Consider the following 14,019-nt stretch of genomic DNA (forward strand, 5'->3'; position numbering starts at 1 on the left):
CCGCCGATCGCATGCCCGACCGCCCCGGTGCCGCCGACCCCGGCCGTGGTCGGCGGCTCGGCATCGATGTGGGCACCGTGCGGATCGGTGTCGCCACCTGCGACCCGGACGGCATCCTGGCGACGCCGCTGGAGACGGTGCGCCGCGACAAGACCGACAAGCATCTGGCCCGGCTGGTGAGGTTGGCCGGTGAGCAGGACGTGGTCGAGATCGTCGTCGGCCTGCCGCGCACACTGAAGGACAAGTCGAGCACCTCGGCGCGGGATGCGATCGAGGTGGCCGATGCCCTGGCGGTCCGGGTCGCCCCGACGCCGGTGCGGATGGCCGACGAACGGTTGACGACGGTCACCGCGCAGCGATCGCTGCGCGAGGCCGGAGTGCGTGCGAAAGGCCAGCGGCAGATGATCGATCAGGTGGCAGCCGTCGGCATCCTGCAGAACTGGCTGGACATGCGTCGGACGGTGCTGGCCGCGCGCGAGCGGGCCGAGGCGGGCGACCTGTGAGCCCCGCCGAGGACATGAGCCCGGACGCCCCCGATGACGACGACGAGTGGGGCAGCACCCGGATCAAGCCGGAATCGGTGGGCCGCCCCCGCCGCGGTATGAGCCGCGCCGAGCGCGCCCGTGCCGAGCGGAACCGCAAGCGCCGCCGTCGTCGCAGCATCGCGGCGCTGACGGTGTTCATCGTCGTCGTGGTCAGCGCGGTGTTCCTCGGTTCGCGGCTGTGGCACGGCATTTTCGGGTCGGGTAACGACTACTCCGGCGACGGCGGCAACGACCTGGTCATCGAGGTGCGGGGCGGCGACTCGACCACCGCGATCGGGCAGACGCTGCTCGACCACGGCGTGGTGGCGAATGTGAAGACGTTCGTCCAGGCCGCCGAGGGCAACAAGGCGATGACCGAGATCCAGCCGGGCTTCTACAAGATGCGGACCGAGATCTCGGCGGCCAGTGCGGTGTCGCGGCTGACCGAGAAGAACAATCGGGTCGGCCGGCTGGTGATTCCGGAGGGCCGCCAGCTCGACGACACCAGCGACGTCAAGACCAACAAGATCAACCAGGGCATCTTCAGCCTGATCTCGGCGGCGTCGTGCGTCGACCTGGACGGCAAGAAAAAGTGTGTATCCGCCGCGGACCTCAAGAAGGCCGCCGGTGCTGCCGATGTCTCGGCGCTGATGGTGCCCAGCTGGGCGGCCGGGCCGGTGAAGGCGCTGGGCGCCGATCACCGTCGTATCGAGGGTCTCATCGCGCCGGGCACCTGGAACGTCGACCCGGCCGGCACCCCGGAGTCGATTCTGGCCGGGCTGATCAGCTCGAGTGGCCGCCAGTACGAACAGGGCGGCCTGCTCGACGCCGGCGCGGCCGCCAGCATGACGCCGTACCAGATCCTCATCGTGGCCTCGCTCGTGCAGCGCGAGTCCAACCCGGCGGACTTCGCCAAGGTGGCGCGGGTCATCTACAACCGGCTGGCCACCGTTGATCACCGCAGGCTGCAGTTCGACTCGACGGTGAACTACCCGCTGGACCGGCAGGAAGTCGCCACCACCGACGCCGACCGCGAGCAGCCGACGCCGTGGAACACCTATGTGCGCGAAGGACTTCCGGTGACGCCGATCTGCTCGCCCGGTCAGCCCGCGGTGGTCGCGGCGCAGGACCCGGCGCCGGGGGACTGGCTGTACTTCGTGACCATCGATCTGCAGGGCACCACGGTGTTCACCCGCGACTACCAGCAGCACTTGGCCAGCATCGAGCTCGCCAAACGCAACGGCGTGCTCGACAGCGCCCGATGAGAGCCGCAGTCCTGGGTTCGCCCATCGCACATTCGCGGTCGCCGCAGCTGCACCTGGCGGCCTACCGCGAGCTCGGCCTCACCGACTGGACCTACGATCGCATCGAGTGCACGGGGGCCCAATTGCCGGACCTGGTAAGCGGTTTCGGCCCGGAGTGGGTCGGCGTCTCAGTGACCATGCCCGGCAAGTTCGCGGCGCTGCGCTTCGCCACGGAACGCACCGCGCGTGCTGAGTTGGTCGGCTCGGCCAACACCCTGGTGCGCGTTGACAGCGGGTGGCGGGCCGACAACACCGACGTCGACGGTGTGGTTGGCGCGCTCGGTGAGGTGTCGGGCGCGGCAGCCGTGCTGGGGTCCGGTGGTACCGCGCCCGCGGCGCTGGTGGCCCTGGTGGAGCTGGGGATTTCGGACATTGCGGTGGTGGCCCGCAGCGCGGAGAAGGCTGCGTCGTTGGTGACGCTGGGGGAGCAGCTGGGCGTCAAGACCCAGTGGGTCGCCTTGGGTGAACCGCTGAATTCCCTTGGCGTGGTGGTCAATACGCTGCCCGCCGGTGTCGCGGCGGAATTCTCTGACACGGTGGCCGATACCGCGGTGCTGCTCGACGCCATCTACGACCCGTGGCCGACGCCGCTGGCTGCTGCTGTTGCCGCGGCCGGTGGCCGGGTGATCAGTGGCCTGCAGATGCTGCTGAACCAGGCCTTCGCGCAGGTGGAACAGTTCACCGGGATGCCCGCGCCGCGCGAGGCGATGGCAGCAGCGCTGGCGGCGTCTTGAGAGTTGGGGTGCATGCTGCGCACTCGACAAGCAATTGGCTCGTGAGCGTTGAGCCTGCGGCTATGGCGTAAAAGTTCGAGTAGACCGTGCCCTCATGTGAGGGTCAACGCGTGTTTGGCTGTGGAGGTGGTTGAGCCTGCAGCTATGGCGCAATTTCGTGTCGGTACGCCCCACGCGGCGCCTTTAGCCTCGAAAGATGGGGGCTGGCAACGTCGTTGGGGCCGGAGTTATTGGCATTTGGATGACCGCACTGAGTTTCTACGACCTACGGGAACGACGGCTGCCGAACTGGCTCACGCTCCCCGGCGCCGGGGCGCTCCTGGCAGCGGGCGTGGTGAGCGGCCGGGGCTCCGCCGCGCTGGCCGGGGCCGCAGCCCTGTTCGGCATGTACTTGGTGATCCATGTGCTCAGCCCACGCGCGATGGGCGGCGGTGACGTCAAGCTCGCGCTCGGGTTGGGCGCGCTGACCGGCATGTTCGGCGCTGACGTGTGGGTGCTGGCGGCCATCGGAGCGCCGCTGCTGAGCGCGGCGTATGCGGTGGTCGTGCTGCTGAGGCACGACAGCCGGACCGTGCCGCACGGCCCGTCGATGTGCGTCGCCAGCGCGGCGGCCGTCGCGCTAGCGTTACCCGCACCATGAGCACCCGCCCCGCCACGACCGCCGACCTGCCTGCCATCGCCGAGATCTACGCGCACTACGTCGTGAACAGCGTGGCGTCGTTCGAGCTGGAGGCGCCGACTGACGACGAGTGGCAGCAGCGGTTCGCCAAGGTCGCCGCTGCCGGTTTCCCCTTCCTGGTGGTCGAGCGCGAGGGCAAGGTCGCGGGGTACGCGTACTGCCTGCCCTGGAAAGACCGGCCCGCCTATCAGGGCACGGTGGAGGACTCGATCTACCTGGCGCCATGGGCCACCGGCCAGGGTGCCGGCAGCGAACTGCTGGGCGCGCTGCTGGAGGCCTCGCGCGCCGCGGACGTCCGTGAGGTCATCGCGGTGATCGCCGACAGCGGCGACCCGTCGTCGATCGCGCTGCACCAGAAGCTGGGTTTCGAGGACGCCGGGAGGCTGCGACAGGTCGGCCACAAGCACGGCCGCGACATCGACACCGTGCTGCTGCAATGCAGCCTGCGCTGAGGAGATTTCAGCCGGTAAACCCCCTCATGGGAGGATGGGACACGTGTTGCGATGGACCACAGCAGGTGAATCTCACGGCCGCGCCCTCGTGGCCATGCTCGAAGGCATGGTGGCCGGGCTTTCGGTGACGTCCGACGACATCGCCACGCAGTTGCAGCGGCGCCGCCTCGGCTACGGCCGCGGTGCCCGGATGAAGTTCGAAAAGGACGAAGTCACGCTGCTCGGCGGCGTTCGCCACGGTCAGACGCTCGGTGGCCCCATCGCCATCCAGATCGGCAACACCGAATGGCCCAAGTGGGAGACCGTCATGGCCTCCGACCCTGTCGACCCGGCTGAGCTCGATGTGGCGCGCAACGCCCCGCTGACCCGGCCCCGGCCCGGTCACGCCGACTACGCCGGCATGCTCAAATACGGGTTCGACGACGCCCGTCCGGTCCTGGAGCGGGCCAGCGCGCGGGAGACCGCAGCTCGCGTCGCGGCCGGCACCGTCGCTCGTGCGTTCCTGAAGCAGGCCCTCGGCGTGGACGTCGTCTCGCACGTCATCTCCATCGGTGCCTCCGAGCCGTACAACGGCCCGGTGCCGCGGGCCGCGGATCTCGAGGCCATCGACGACAGCCCCGTGCGGGCCTTCGACAAGGCCGCCGAGGAATCCATGATCGCCGAGATCGAAGCCGCCAAGAAGGACGGCGACACCCTCGGTGGTGTGGTCGAGGTGGTGGTCAGCGGACTGCCCATCGGCCTCGGCTCGTTCATCAGCGGCGACAACCGGCTGGACAGTCAGCTGGCCGCCGCGGTGATGGGCATCCAGGCCATCAAGGGTGTCGAGATCGGTGACGGCTTCGAGACCGCGCGGCGCCGCGGCACCGTCGCCCACGACGAGATGTACCCCGGACCCGACGGCGTGATGCGTTCCACCAACCGCGCCGGCGGCCTGGAAGGCGGTATGACCAACGGCCAGCCGCTGCGCGTCCGCGCCGCGATGAAGCCGATCTCGACGGTCCCGCGTGCGCTGGCGACCGTCGACATGGCCACCGGCGAAGAGGCCGTCGCCATCCACCAGCGTTCCGATGTGTGCGCGGTGCCGGCCGCCGGCGTGGTCGTCGAGGCCATGGTGGCCCTGGTGCTGGCCCGCGCCGCGCTGGACAAGTTCGGCGGCGACTCGTTGGCCGAGACCCGCGCCAACGTCGAGAACTACCTGCGTGCGGTGCATGAGCGCGAACCGCAGATGTCCGGATAGCAGGATGGCGCCCAAGGCTGTTCTGGTCGGCATGCCCGGTTCCGGCAAGTCGACGATCGGTCGGCGGTTGGCCAAGGCGCTGCAGGTGCCGCTGCTCGACACCGACATCAAGATCGTCGAGACCACCGGCCGCAGCATCCCCGAGATCTTCCGCGAAGGTGAACCGGCGTTCCGCAAGATCGAAGCCGACGTCATCCGCGCCGCCCTCGCCGAACACGACGGCATCGTCTCGCTCGGCGGCGGCGCGGTGACCACCCCGGAGGTGCGGAAACTGCTTGCCGGACACACCGTCATCTACCTGGAAATCAGTGTGGCAGAAGGTGTTCGGCGTACCGCGGGCAGTGGCCGCCCGCTGCTCGCCGGCGATGATCCGGCGGCCAGATACCGGGAACTGATGGACAAGCGCGTGCCCCTCTACCGGGAGGTCGCCACGCTCCGGGTCAACACCAACCGGCGCAATCCCGGTGCGGTGGTACGCCACATCGTGCACCGGCTCGAACAGCCGCGCAGCGACGAGAACTCCCGTCGCCGCCGCCGTTCGGCATGGCGCCGGCTGCCCACCGTCCTGAACCCCGGACCGACCAACGAGGCCCCGCCGAGCCCTGCGGCACTGGCGAAACGATTGAAAGGCTCGCAGTGTGACTGACGCTGTCGTCGACCCTGTAGTTGTGAACGTGAACGTTGACCGGCCGTATCCGGTGATCATCGGGACGGGGCTGCTCGGTGACCTCGGTCGGGTGCTGCAGGGACGGCACCGCGTCGCCATCCTGCATCAACCCGTGCTGACCCAGACCGCCGAGGCGATCCGGAGCTACCTGGCGGACCAGGGGATCGACGCGCACCGCATCGAGATCCCGGACGCCGAGGCGGGCAAGGAACTGCCCGTCGTCGGCTTCATCTGGGAAGTGTTGGGGCGCATCGGGATCGACCGCAAGGACGCCATCGTCAGCCTCGGCGGTGGCGCGGCCACCGACGTCGCCGGGTTCGCCGCGGCCACGTGGCTGCGCGGCGTGGACATCGTGCACGTGCCGACCACCCTGCTCGGCATGGTCGACGCCGCGGTCGGCGGCAAGACCGGCATCAACACCGACGCCGGCAAGAACCTGGTCGGTGCTTTCCACCAGCCGCTGGCGGTGCTGGTCGATCTCGCGACGCTGGAGTCGTTGCCGCGCAACGAGATCATCGCCGGCATGGCCGAGATCGTGAAGGCCGGCTTCATCGCCGACCCGGTGATCCTGGACCTGATCGAGGCCGATCCCGAGGCCGCGCTGGACCCGGCCGGAACCGTGCTGCCCGAGCTGATCCGTCGCGCCGTCGCCGTCAAGGCCGATGTGGTCGCCGCCGACGAGAAGGAATCGGCACTGCGCGAAATCCTCAACTACGGCCACACTCTCGCGCACGCCATCGAGCGGCGTGAGCGCTACCAGTGGCGCCACGGTGCCGCGGTGTCGGTGGGCCTGGTGTTCGCCGCCGAGCTCGGCCGGCTCGCCGGACGCCTCGACGACGACACCGCTGACCGGCACCGCCGCGTGCTCACCGCACTGGGCCTGCCGGTCAGCTACGACGCCGACGCCTTCCCGCAACTGCTGGAGTCGATGGCGGGGGACAAGAAAACCCGCTCCGGCGTGCTGCGCTTCGTGGTGCTCGACGGGCTGGCCAAGCCGGGCCGTCTGGAAGGCCCGGACCCCTCGCTCTTGGCCGCGGCCTACTCGGTGGTGGCGAAAGACTGAGCCGCGCTCAGTAGACGGGATTGAAATAGTCGGTGCCGCCGACAGGGCACTCGACCTTGGCTTTCCACGTCGTACCGGTCTGAATGCCCGGGAACCAGAGGTTGTGGCTCTGGCCTGCCTGCAGCTGGAACGGCACCTTGTACACCGGCAAGGGCTTGACCGACTTCCAGCCGAACCACGGCTCGGCGGAGTAGAAGCACAGGCCTTCGCTCCCGGTCGAGTTGATGTGGACCGTGACGCCCGCCGCGTCACTCGTCGTGTCGAGTGACGACGCGGCCTGCGCGGTTCCTGTGCCCAGGCAGATCATCGCCAGGGCAGCTGCGGCGATGACGGACTTCGTGCGATTGCGGTTCATGAGGTGCTCCTACTTCAGGTTTGCGGCTCCGGTTGAGCCGCTCTCACAGGTAGGAGCAGTGACGCCGCGCGAGTCTTACAACTTTTTCGCGAAAAAAAATCGCGGCCAGTCTGATGACTGGCCGCGATTCTTGTCTGCGAGTGTCAGGACTGCGGGTTTGTCTTGGGAGTCGTCTCGATGATCTCGGTGTTGCCTTCTTCACCTTCGACGGGGACCGCGACAGCGACGGCGGCGAAGACGTCGGTGTCGGTGCGCTCGTTCTCGCCTGCGTGGTCGTGCTTCGGAGGCGGCGGGGCGTTGCGGTCGACCAGGTAGCGGCCGAGCGACACGCCGCAGACGCCACCCACGAAGACGATCAGCGCGGTGAACGCGGCAAATGTCGTGACCTCGGAGACCAGCGCGTCCACGTAGATGTTGTCGTAGAGCTGCCCGATGAGCCAGGCCACGAAGCCGCTGACGACGCCGGCGAACAGGCCGCCGACCAGCCACGCCATGGCGAGGTCCTCGCGGCGGTCGGGGTCGGGCTGCGCCTTCGCGTCGTTCTGGCCGTCGAGCACGCCCCAGGCGAACGCGGCGATGATGTACAGCACGACCAGCGTCACGCTGATCAACAGGGACTGTTTCTCCCAGGCCCCGATCATCGCGCCTTGCAGCAATCGGACGATCACCATCAACGCCGCAAAGACGATTCCGCGCAGCAACCACTTACTCATGAGCAGACAGCGTAGCGAGTAGCGTCACATATCGTGACAATTTCCCACCGGCGCCACATTCTGCGTCGGCATCTGGCAGCCGCCGAGCTGGACGCGATTCTGGTAACCGACCTGGTCAACGTGCGTTATCTGTCCGGGTTCACCGGTTCCAATGCCGCGCTGCTGATTCCCACTCATGGGGAGACTCTGGTGCTGGCCACCGATGGGAGGTACAGAACTCAGGCTGCGCAGCAGTCTCCGGACGCGCAGATCGTCATCGAGCGGGCCTGTGCGCCGGCGTTGGTGCGCGCCGCGGAAGCCGCCGGGGTGCGGCGGCTCGGTTTCGAAAGCCATGTGATGACCGTCGACGCCCACGCGGCGCTGCAGCGCGTGAGCGGGGACCTCGAACTGGTCCGCGCGCCCGGGATCATCGAGACGCTCCGTGAGGTCAAGGACGCCGGCGAGATCGCGATCCTGCGCCTGGCCTGCGAGGCTGCCGACGCCGCGCTGCACGACCTGATCTCCTCGGGCGGGCTGCGGGCCGGCCGGACCGAGAAGGAGGTCGGCCGCGAACTGGAATCACGGATGCGGGACCACGGCGCCGACGGTCCGTCGTTCGAGACGATCGTCGCGACCGGCGCCAACTCCGCGATTCCGCACCACCGCCCGACGGACGCGGTGCTCGCGGCCGGTGACTTCGTCAAGATCGACTTCGGCGCCCTGGTCGAGGGCTACCACTCGGACATGACGCGGACTTTCGTGCTGTCGCCCGTGGCGCAGTGGCAACGCGACATCTATGACCTGGTCGCGACATCGCAGCGGGCGGGCCGCGAGGCGCTGGTGCCGGGTACGACGCTGTCGGCCGTGGACCGGGCGTCGCGGCAGGTCATCGCCGATGCCGGCTACGCCGAGCAGTTCTCCCACGGGCTGGGGCACGGGGTCGGGTTGCAGATTCACGAAGCGCCGGGAATCAACTCCGCCGCCGCCGGTACACTGCTTGCTGGCTCTGTGGTCACCGTGGAGCCCGGTGTCTACCTGCCCGGCCGGGGCGGCGTCCGAATCGAGGACACATTGGTTGTGTCCCCTCGCTTCGCTCGACCAGCGGCCCTGGGCAGCGACAAGACACCCACACCCGAGTTACTTACCCGGTTCCCCAAGGAACTGGCCATCCTCTGATGACAGAGAGCTAGGAGCAGTACCGACCGTGGCATCTACCGCCGACTTCAAGAATGGTCTTGTCCTCAACATCGAGGGCCAGCTGTGGCAGATCACCGAGTTCCAGCACGTCAAGCCCGGCAAGGGGCCGGCCTTCGTGCGTACCAAGCTCAAGAACGTGCTGTCGGGCAAGGTCGTCGACAAGACCTTCAACGCCGGCGTGAAGGTGGAGACCGCGACCGTCGACCGTCGGGACGCCACTTACCTGTACCGCGACGGCAGCGACTTCGTCTTCATGGACGCCGAGGACTTCGAGCAGCACCCGCTGCCGGAGGCCCTCGTGGGTGATGCCGCCGGCTTCCTGCTGGAGAACCTGCAGGTGCAGATCGCGTTCCACAACGGCGCACCGCTGTACCTGGAACTGCCCGTCAGCATCGACATCGTCGTCGCGCACACCGAGCCGGGCCTGCAGGGCGACCGCTCGAACGCCGGCACCAAGCCGGCCACCCTGGAGACCGGCGCCGAGATCCAGGTCCCGCTGTTCATCAACATCGGCGACAAGCTCAAGGTGGACACCCGCGACAGCAGCTACATCAGTCGGGTCAATGCCTGACCGTCGCTCCGATAAAGGTCGGCACCAGGCGCGCAAGCGCGCCGTCGACCTGCTGTTCGAGGCCGAGGCCCGCGGGATCACCGCGGCCGAGGGCGCCAAGCTGCGCAACGCCATCGCCGACAGCGACCCCGAGGTCTCGGTCCTGAACCCGTACACCGTGACCGTCGCCAACGGCGTCACCGAGCATGCGGCGCACATCGACGACCTGATCTCTGCCCACCTGCAGGGGTGGACGCTCGAGCGCCTGCCCGCCGTGGACCGTGCGATTCTGCGCGTCGCGGTGTGGGAGCTGCTGCACGCGACCGACGTGCCGGAGCCGGTCGCTGTCGACGAGGCTGTCGAACTGGCCAAGACGCTGTCCACCGACGAATCACCCGGTTTCGTCAACGGGGTTCTCGGCCAGGTCATGCTGGTGACGCCGCAGATCCGCGCAGCGGCAGCGGCGGTCCGGGGCGAGTAGCCATGGACGAGCCGCAGGACTGGGCGCCGTACTCGAGTGTCGAGGACGCGGCGAAGGTCTACCTGCGTGATCCGGAACTGGCGCTCGAACAGTTGCGGTCGGTGGTCGACTTCCGGTCCATCAAGTCGTTCATCATGTCGCGCGGCGCGTCCGAGGAATCCTGGGGCGACGCCGTGTGGCAGGAGGTCGTGCTCACCGATGGCGAGCGGCTGATCATGTGGCGCGCCGACGACGACGAGAACGGCGACGACGAACACCTGCGCCGGACACTGGACACCTCGGTGCGGACCATCCTGCTCTCGACCATCACCGACCACATCCTGACCACGCAGTTCGAGGTCCTGGCCGACGGCACGCGGCGCCTGGCCGAGGTCCGGCTGCGGATGTACACCCAGCTGATCACCCGCAGCCGGCAGAAGTCGGCCATCGACAGCGACTTCTTCTGTGAGTCGTTCCGGTACACCAAGTCGGTCGACGACGGCGGGCTGGCCCAGATGCAGCGGCTGCTGCAGTTCGGCCGCGAGCTTTCGCACGCCTTGTAGCCCGTCTCCCGGACATCGGGAGAATTCGTGACCCACGTCTCAGTAACGCCGTTACAGTCGGACGATGGGAACCGAGCCGAGAGTGATCGCCGAGGTCGGCGAAGACGGACTGCATCTGCACGCCTGTTGCCTCTGTGAAGCCATGTGCGGCTTGGAGATTCAGGTGTCGGGCGGCAAGGTCGCGAGTATCCGGCCCAACAAGGCCGATGAGTGGAGCGCGGGCCACATCTGCCCGAAGGGCGCCTCGCTGGGCGCCCTGCACGAGGATCCCGACCGCATCCGCCGGCCGATGATCAAGGTCGACGGGCAGTGGCACGAGGTCGACTGGGACACCGCGTTCCGTCGTTGCACCGAGCTGCTGGCGCCGGTCATCGCGAAGCACGGTATCGGCGCCGTCGCGGCGTACACCGGAAACCCTCTGGCGCACTCGTTTTCGCTGTCGCGGTACGCGGCGATCCTGCTCGGCCTGTCCGGCATGCCGATCACCTATTCGCCGGGCACCATCGACCAGTGGCCGAAGAACCTGTCGTCACACCTGATGTACGGCAGCTGGTGGGCCTTCCCGACCCCGGACCTGCAGCGCACCGACCTGCTCGTGGTGATGGGCGCCAACCCCGCGGCGTCGCAGGGCTCGCTGTTGGCCGCACCCGACATCATGGGCATCATCAGCGGAATCCGTAAGCGCGGCAAGGTCATCGTGATCGACCCGGTGCGGACCCAGACCGCCGCCAAGGCCGACGAGTGGCTGCCCATCACGCCGGGCACTGACGCGGCGCTGCTGCTGGGCGTCATCCATACGGTGTTCGACGAAGGGCTGGTCCATCTCGGCGCGGTCGCGCAACACCTTGACGGGGTGGACGCCCTGCAGAAGGCAGTGGCCGACTGGTCGCCCGAAAGAGTCAGCGCCGCAACAGGAATCGACGCGGTCCGGATTCGGGAACTCGCCCGTGAGCTGGCTGGCACGCCGCGGGCCGTCGTCTACGGCCGCATCGGCACCTGCAATCAGGAGTTCGGCAGCCTCGCGAGCTGGCTGATCGACGTCGTCAACATCGTCACCGGCCACTTCGACGTCCCCGGGGGCGCGATGTTCGCGACACCGACCGCGTGGACCGTCACCAGCCAGACCATCCCGGGGCTGGAGGACGGGGCGGCCAACTTCGGCCGCTACCAGACCCGGGTCCGCGGGGCCAAGGAGGTCATGGGCCAGGTGCCGGTCTCGTGCATGCTCGAGGAGATCGTCACGCCGGGTGAGGGCCAGCTGAAGGCCCTGATCACGGTGGCCGGCAACCCGGTGCTCTCGACACCGGGCGGCGACAAGCTCGACGAGGCGCTGCCGGGCCTGGACGCGATGATCTCGGTGGACCTGTGGCTCAACGAGACCACCCGGCACGCCGACGTCATCCTGCCCGGCGCGTCGTGTCTGGAGCAGGCGCACTCCGCCGACCTGCTGCTGGGCGCGGCGATCAACAGCTTCGCCCGCTACTCGCCGCCGGTGTTCCATCGTGAGGACCCGGACGCGCCGGAGGAGTGGGAGATCCTGATCCGGCTGACCGGGTTGTGCACCGGTACCCCGGCCGAGGACGTCGACGTCGCCGCGCTCGACGACGGCTGGTTCGACTACCTGTGCTTCACCCAGGGCCTCGACGGCGCCGAAATCCGCGCGAAGTACGACCATGGCGGCCCCGAGCGCATGCTCGACCTGACACTGCGTACCGCGGCGTTCGGGGACCGGTACGGCGAGAACCCCGACGGCCTGACGCTCGAGAAGCTCAAGGCCCATCCCGACGGCATCAACTACGGCCCCATGGTGCCTCGGGTGCCCGAGATTCTGGGTACCGCCGACAAGAAGGTCCGGCTGGCGCCGCAGTACCTGCTCGACGACCTGCCCCGGCTGGCTGCACGGCTGGACCGCTCCGACGATGAGCTGGTGCTGGTGAGCCGGCGGCATCTGCGGTCCAACAACTCGTGGCTGCACAACGTCGGCGCGCTCATGAAGGGCCGCGACCGCTGCACGCTGCTGATGCACAGTCGGGATGCTGCTTTGCGAGGCATAGCGGACGGCGACAATGCCGAAGTCGCTTCCGGTGCAGGGAAGATCGTCGTCCCCGTCGAGGTGACCGACGCCATCAAGCCGGGCGTGGTGTCCATGCCGCACGGTTGGGGTCACGGTCGGCCGGGCACCCGGCTGGGCATCGCCAACGCGTCGCCCGGGGTGAACACCAACATCCTGTCGCTGCCGGACTTCATCGACGAGCCGTCGGGCAACGGCGCGCTCAACGGGATTCCGGTGACGGTGAGCGCGGCGGGGAGTTAGACGCCGGCTGCGCGTTGACTGTGCGTCTACGCAGACCGCTACTCGAACTTTCCCTGCGTCATCGCAATCTCAACTGAACGCGGTTCGATTCATCGAGATTCGAACTACCTGGCGTTTCCGAGGTGGCGCAATGGTGGTTGAAATGGGTATTTGCCCAGGTCAAGCCTGTGGCAAGGCGGCGCAATGCAGGTACCGTCGAGTCACCCGTTTTGCGGGTGCAGACCTGACCCGCGGCGGTCCCTAGGTTCAACCGCATGCCCGAGTCCTCCCCGACGCCGCTGCGCCGGCGCGCCGACCGCGCCCGCCAGGTGGCCGACGTGCTGCGCCACCAGGTGCGCGACGGCGTCTACTCCGACGGCCTGCCCGGTGAGGCCGACCTGGTCGCCGAGTTCTCGGTGTCGCGCAACACCGTGCGCGAGGCCCTGGCGATCCTCAAGGCCGACGGGGTGATCGACCGCGGGCCGCGCGTCGGCACGCACGTGGCGCAGCGCAAGTACGACCACGGTCTGCATGCACTGGTCGGGCTGAAGGAAACCTTCAAGGACTTCGGCGAGGTCCGCAACGAGGTCCGCGCCGCGACACAACTGCCCGCCCCCGCGGCAGTGGCCCGCCGACTGCGGCTGAATCCGGGCGAACCGGTGGTCTTCATCGAGCGGCTGCGCTATCTGGGCGACCTGCCGCTGAGCCTGGACCTGACCTACCTGGTGCCCGACATCGGTGCCGCGGTGCTCGAGCACTCGCTGGAGACCAACGACGTGTTCGCGCTGATCGAGCAGGTCACCGCACGGCGTTTGGGCTCGGCCGACATTGCGCTGGAAGCGGTTTCGGCCGACCCGCACACCGCAGCCACCCTGGACATCCCGGCCGGTGGAGCGATCCTCATGCTCGAACGGCTCACCACCCTCGACGACGGGCGTCCCGTCGACCTCGAATACATCCGTTTGCGTGGTGACCGAATCACCATGCGCGGCAACCTGTTACGGAGTGAATCATGACGCTGGTCAACAACCAACGCGCCGACGTGCCGGTCACCATCGACGAGTCGCTGTGTATCGAGGGCTGCACCCTGTGCGTCGACGTGTGCCCGCTGGACTCCCTGGCAATCAATCCTGACAACGGCAAGGCCTACATGCACGTTGACGAGTGTTGGTACTGCGGCCCGTGTGCCGTCCGCTGCCCGACCGGCGCCGTCTCCGTCAACATGCCCTATCTCATTCGCTAAGGACCC

Annotated in this window: 17 protein-coding genes; 15 read left to right on the plus strand and 2 right to left on the minus strand. The window is 68.2% G+C overall.

Annotated elements, in window-relative coordinates; all coding sequences use genetic code 11:
* The first annotated feature begins 11 nt into the window (after window positions 1-11).
* The 8 genes from ruvX (at window position 12) to aroB (ending at window position 6,660) form a co-directional block, all read left to right on the plus strand.
* The gene (gene ruvX, locus EB75_RS01275; RefSeq protein ID WP_142239355.1) at window positions 12-503 is read left to right on the plus strand and encodes a Holliday junction resolvase RuvX; all 492 of its coding nucleotides are present in this window, start codon (window positions 12-14) and stop codon (window positions 501-503) included.
* 14 nt (window positions 504-517) lie between these two features.
* Complete coding sequence (locus EB75_RS01280) at window positions 518-1,789, plus strand: endolytic transglycosylase MltG (RefSeq protein ID WP_073693742.1); 1,272 nt, start codon at window positions 518-520, stop codon at window positions 1,787-1,789.
* Complete coding sequence (locus EB75_RS01285) at window positions 1,786-2,562, plus strand: shikimate dehydrogenase (protein ID WP_073693676.1); 777 nt, start codon at window positions 1,786-1,788, stop codon at window positions 2,560-2,562. The genes EB75_RS01280 and EB75_RS01285 overlap by 4 nt, the downstream gene beginning before the upstream one ends.
* A 196-nt stretch (window positions 2,563-2,758) precedes the next feature.
* On the plus strand, window positions 2,759-3,202 hold the full coding sequence (locus tag EB75_RS01290) for a prepilin peptidase (protein ID WP_073693677.1): 444 nt from the start codon (window positions 2,759-2,761) through the stop codon (window positions 3,200-3,202).
* The gene (locus EB75_RS01295) at window positions 3,199-3,693 is read left to right on the plus strand and encodes a GNAT family N-acetyltransferase (protein ID WP_073693678.1); all 495 of its coding nucleotides are present in this window, start codon (window positions 3,199-3,201) and stop codon (window positions 3,691-3,693) included. Before EB75_RS01290 ends, EB75_RS01295 begins: the two co-directional genes overlap by 4 nt.
* Before the next feature lie 43 nt (window positions 3,694-3,736).
* The gene (aroC, locus tag EB75_RS01300; protein WP_073693743.1) at window positions 3,737-4,930 is read left to right on the plus strand and encodes a chorismate synthase; all 1,194 of its coding nucleotides are present in this window, start codon (window positions 3,737-3,739) and stop codon (window positions 4,928-4,930) included.
* Between the two features lie 4 nt (window positions 4,931-4,934).
* Window positions 4,935-5,576, plus strand: coding sequence for a shikimate kinase (locus EB75_RS01305; protein WP_073693679.1), 642 nt, complete (start codon window positions 4,935-4,937; stop codon window positions 5,574-5,576).
* Window positions 5,569-6,660: a 3-dehydroquinate synthase gene (aroB, locus tag EB75_RS01310; protein ID WP_073693680.1), complete on the plus strand. Its 1,092-nt coding sequence runs from the start codon at window positions 5,569-5,571 to the stop codon at window positions 6,658-6,660. The genes EB75_RS01305 and aroB overlap by 8 nt, the downstream gene beginning before the upstream one ends.
* Before the next feature lie 7 nt (window positions 6,661-6,667).
* On the opposite strand, the gene EB75_RS01315 is transcribed toward aroB, so the two are convergent.
* The gene (locus EB75_RS01315) at window positions 6,668-7,015 is read right to left on the minus strand and encodes a hypothetical protein (protein WP_073693681.1); all 348 of its coding nucleotides are present in this window, start codon (window positions 7,013-7,015) and stop codon (window positions 6,668-6,670) included.
* A gap of 143 nt (window positions 7,016-7,158) precedes the next feature.
* A complete protein-coding gene (locus EB75_RS01320) occupies window positions 7,159-7,728 on the minus strand; it encodes a B-4DMT family transporter (protein WP_073693682.1) in 570 nt (189 codons plus the stop codon).
* 33 nt (window positions 7,729-7,761) lie between these two features.
* Between EB75_RS01320 and EB75_RS01325 the strand changes: the two genes are divergently transcribed.
* The 7 genes from EB75_RS01325 (at window position 7,762) to EB75_RS01355 (ending at window position 14,013) form a co-directional block, all read left to right on the plus strand.
* Entirely contained in the window at window positions 7,762-8,883 is a 1,122-nt protein-coding gene (locus EB75_RS01325; protein ID WP_073693683.1) for a M24 family metallopeptidase, read from the plus strand.
* Window positions 8,884-8,911: 28 nt separating this feature from the next.
* Entirely contained in the window at window positions 8,912-9,475 is a 564-nt protein-coding gene (gene efp / locus EB75_RS01330; RefSeq protein ID WP_073693684.1) for an elongation factor P, read from the plus strand.
* Window positions 9,468-9,935, plus strand: a complete 468-nt coding sequence (nusB, locus tag EB75_RS01335; RefSeq protein WP_073693685.1) for a transcription antitermination factor NusB — start codon at window positions 9,468-9,470, stop codon at window positions 9,933-9,935. Before efp ends, nusB begins: the two co-directional genes overlap by 8 nt.
* A gap of 2 nt (window positions 9,936-9,937) precedes the next feature.
* Window positions 9,938-10,477 (plus strand): hypothetical protein, encoded by a 540-nt coding sequence (locus EB75_RS01340; protein WP_073693686.1) that lies wholly within the window; start codon window positions 9,938-9,940, stop codon window positions 10,475-10,477.
* 64 nt (window positions 10,478-10,541) lie between these two features.
* Complete coding sequence (locus EB75_RS01345) at window positions 10,542-12,791, plus strand: molybdopterin-dependent oxidoreductase (protein ID WP_073693687.1); 2,250 nt, start codon at window positions 10,542-10,544, stop codon at window positions 12,789-12,791.
* Window positions 12,792-13,045: 254 nt separating this feature from the next.
* Window positions 13,046-13,786, plus strand: coding sequence for a GntR family transcriptional regulator (locus EB75_RS01350; protein ID WP_073693688.1), 741 nt, complete (start codon window positions 13,046-13,048; stop codon window positions 13,784-13,786).
* A complete protein-coding gene (locus EB75_RS01355) occupies window positions 13,783-14,013 on the plus strand; it encodes a 4Fe-4S dicluster domain-containing protein (RefSeq protein ID WP_073693689.1) in 231 nt (76 codons plus the stop codon). Before EB75_RS01350 ends, EB75_RS01355 begins: the two co-directional genes overlap by 4 nt.
* Window positions 14,014-14,019: the final 6 nt, after the last annotated feature.

Origin of the sequence: Mycobacterium sp. ST-F2, assembly GCF_001905655.1 — a bacterium.
Classification (GTDB): Bacteria; Actinomycetota; Actinomycetes; order Mycobacteriales; family Mycobacteriaceae; genus Mycobacterium.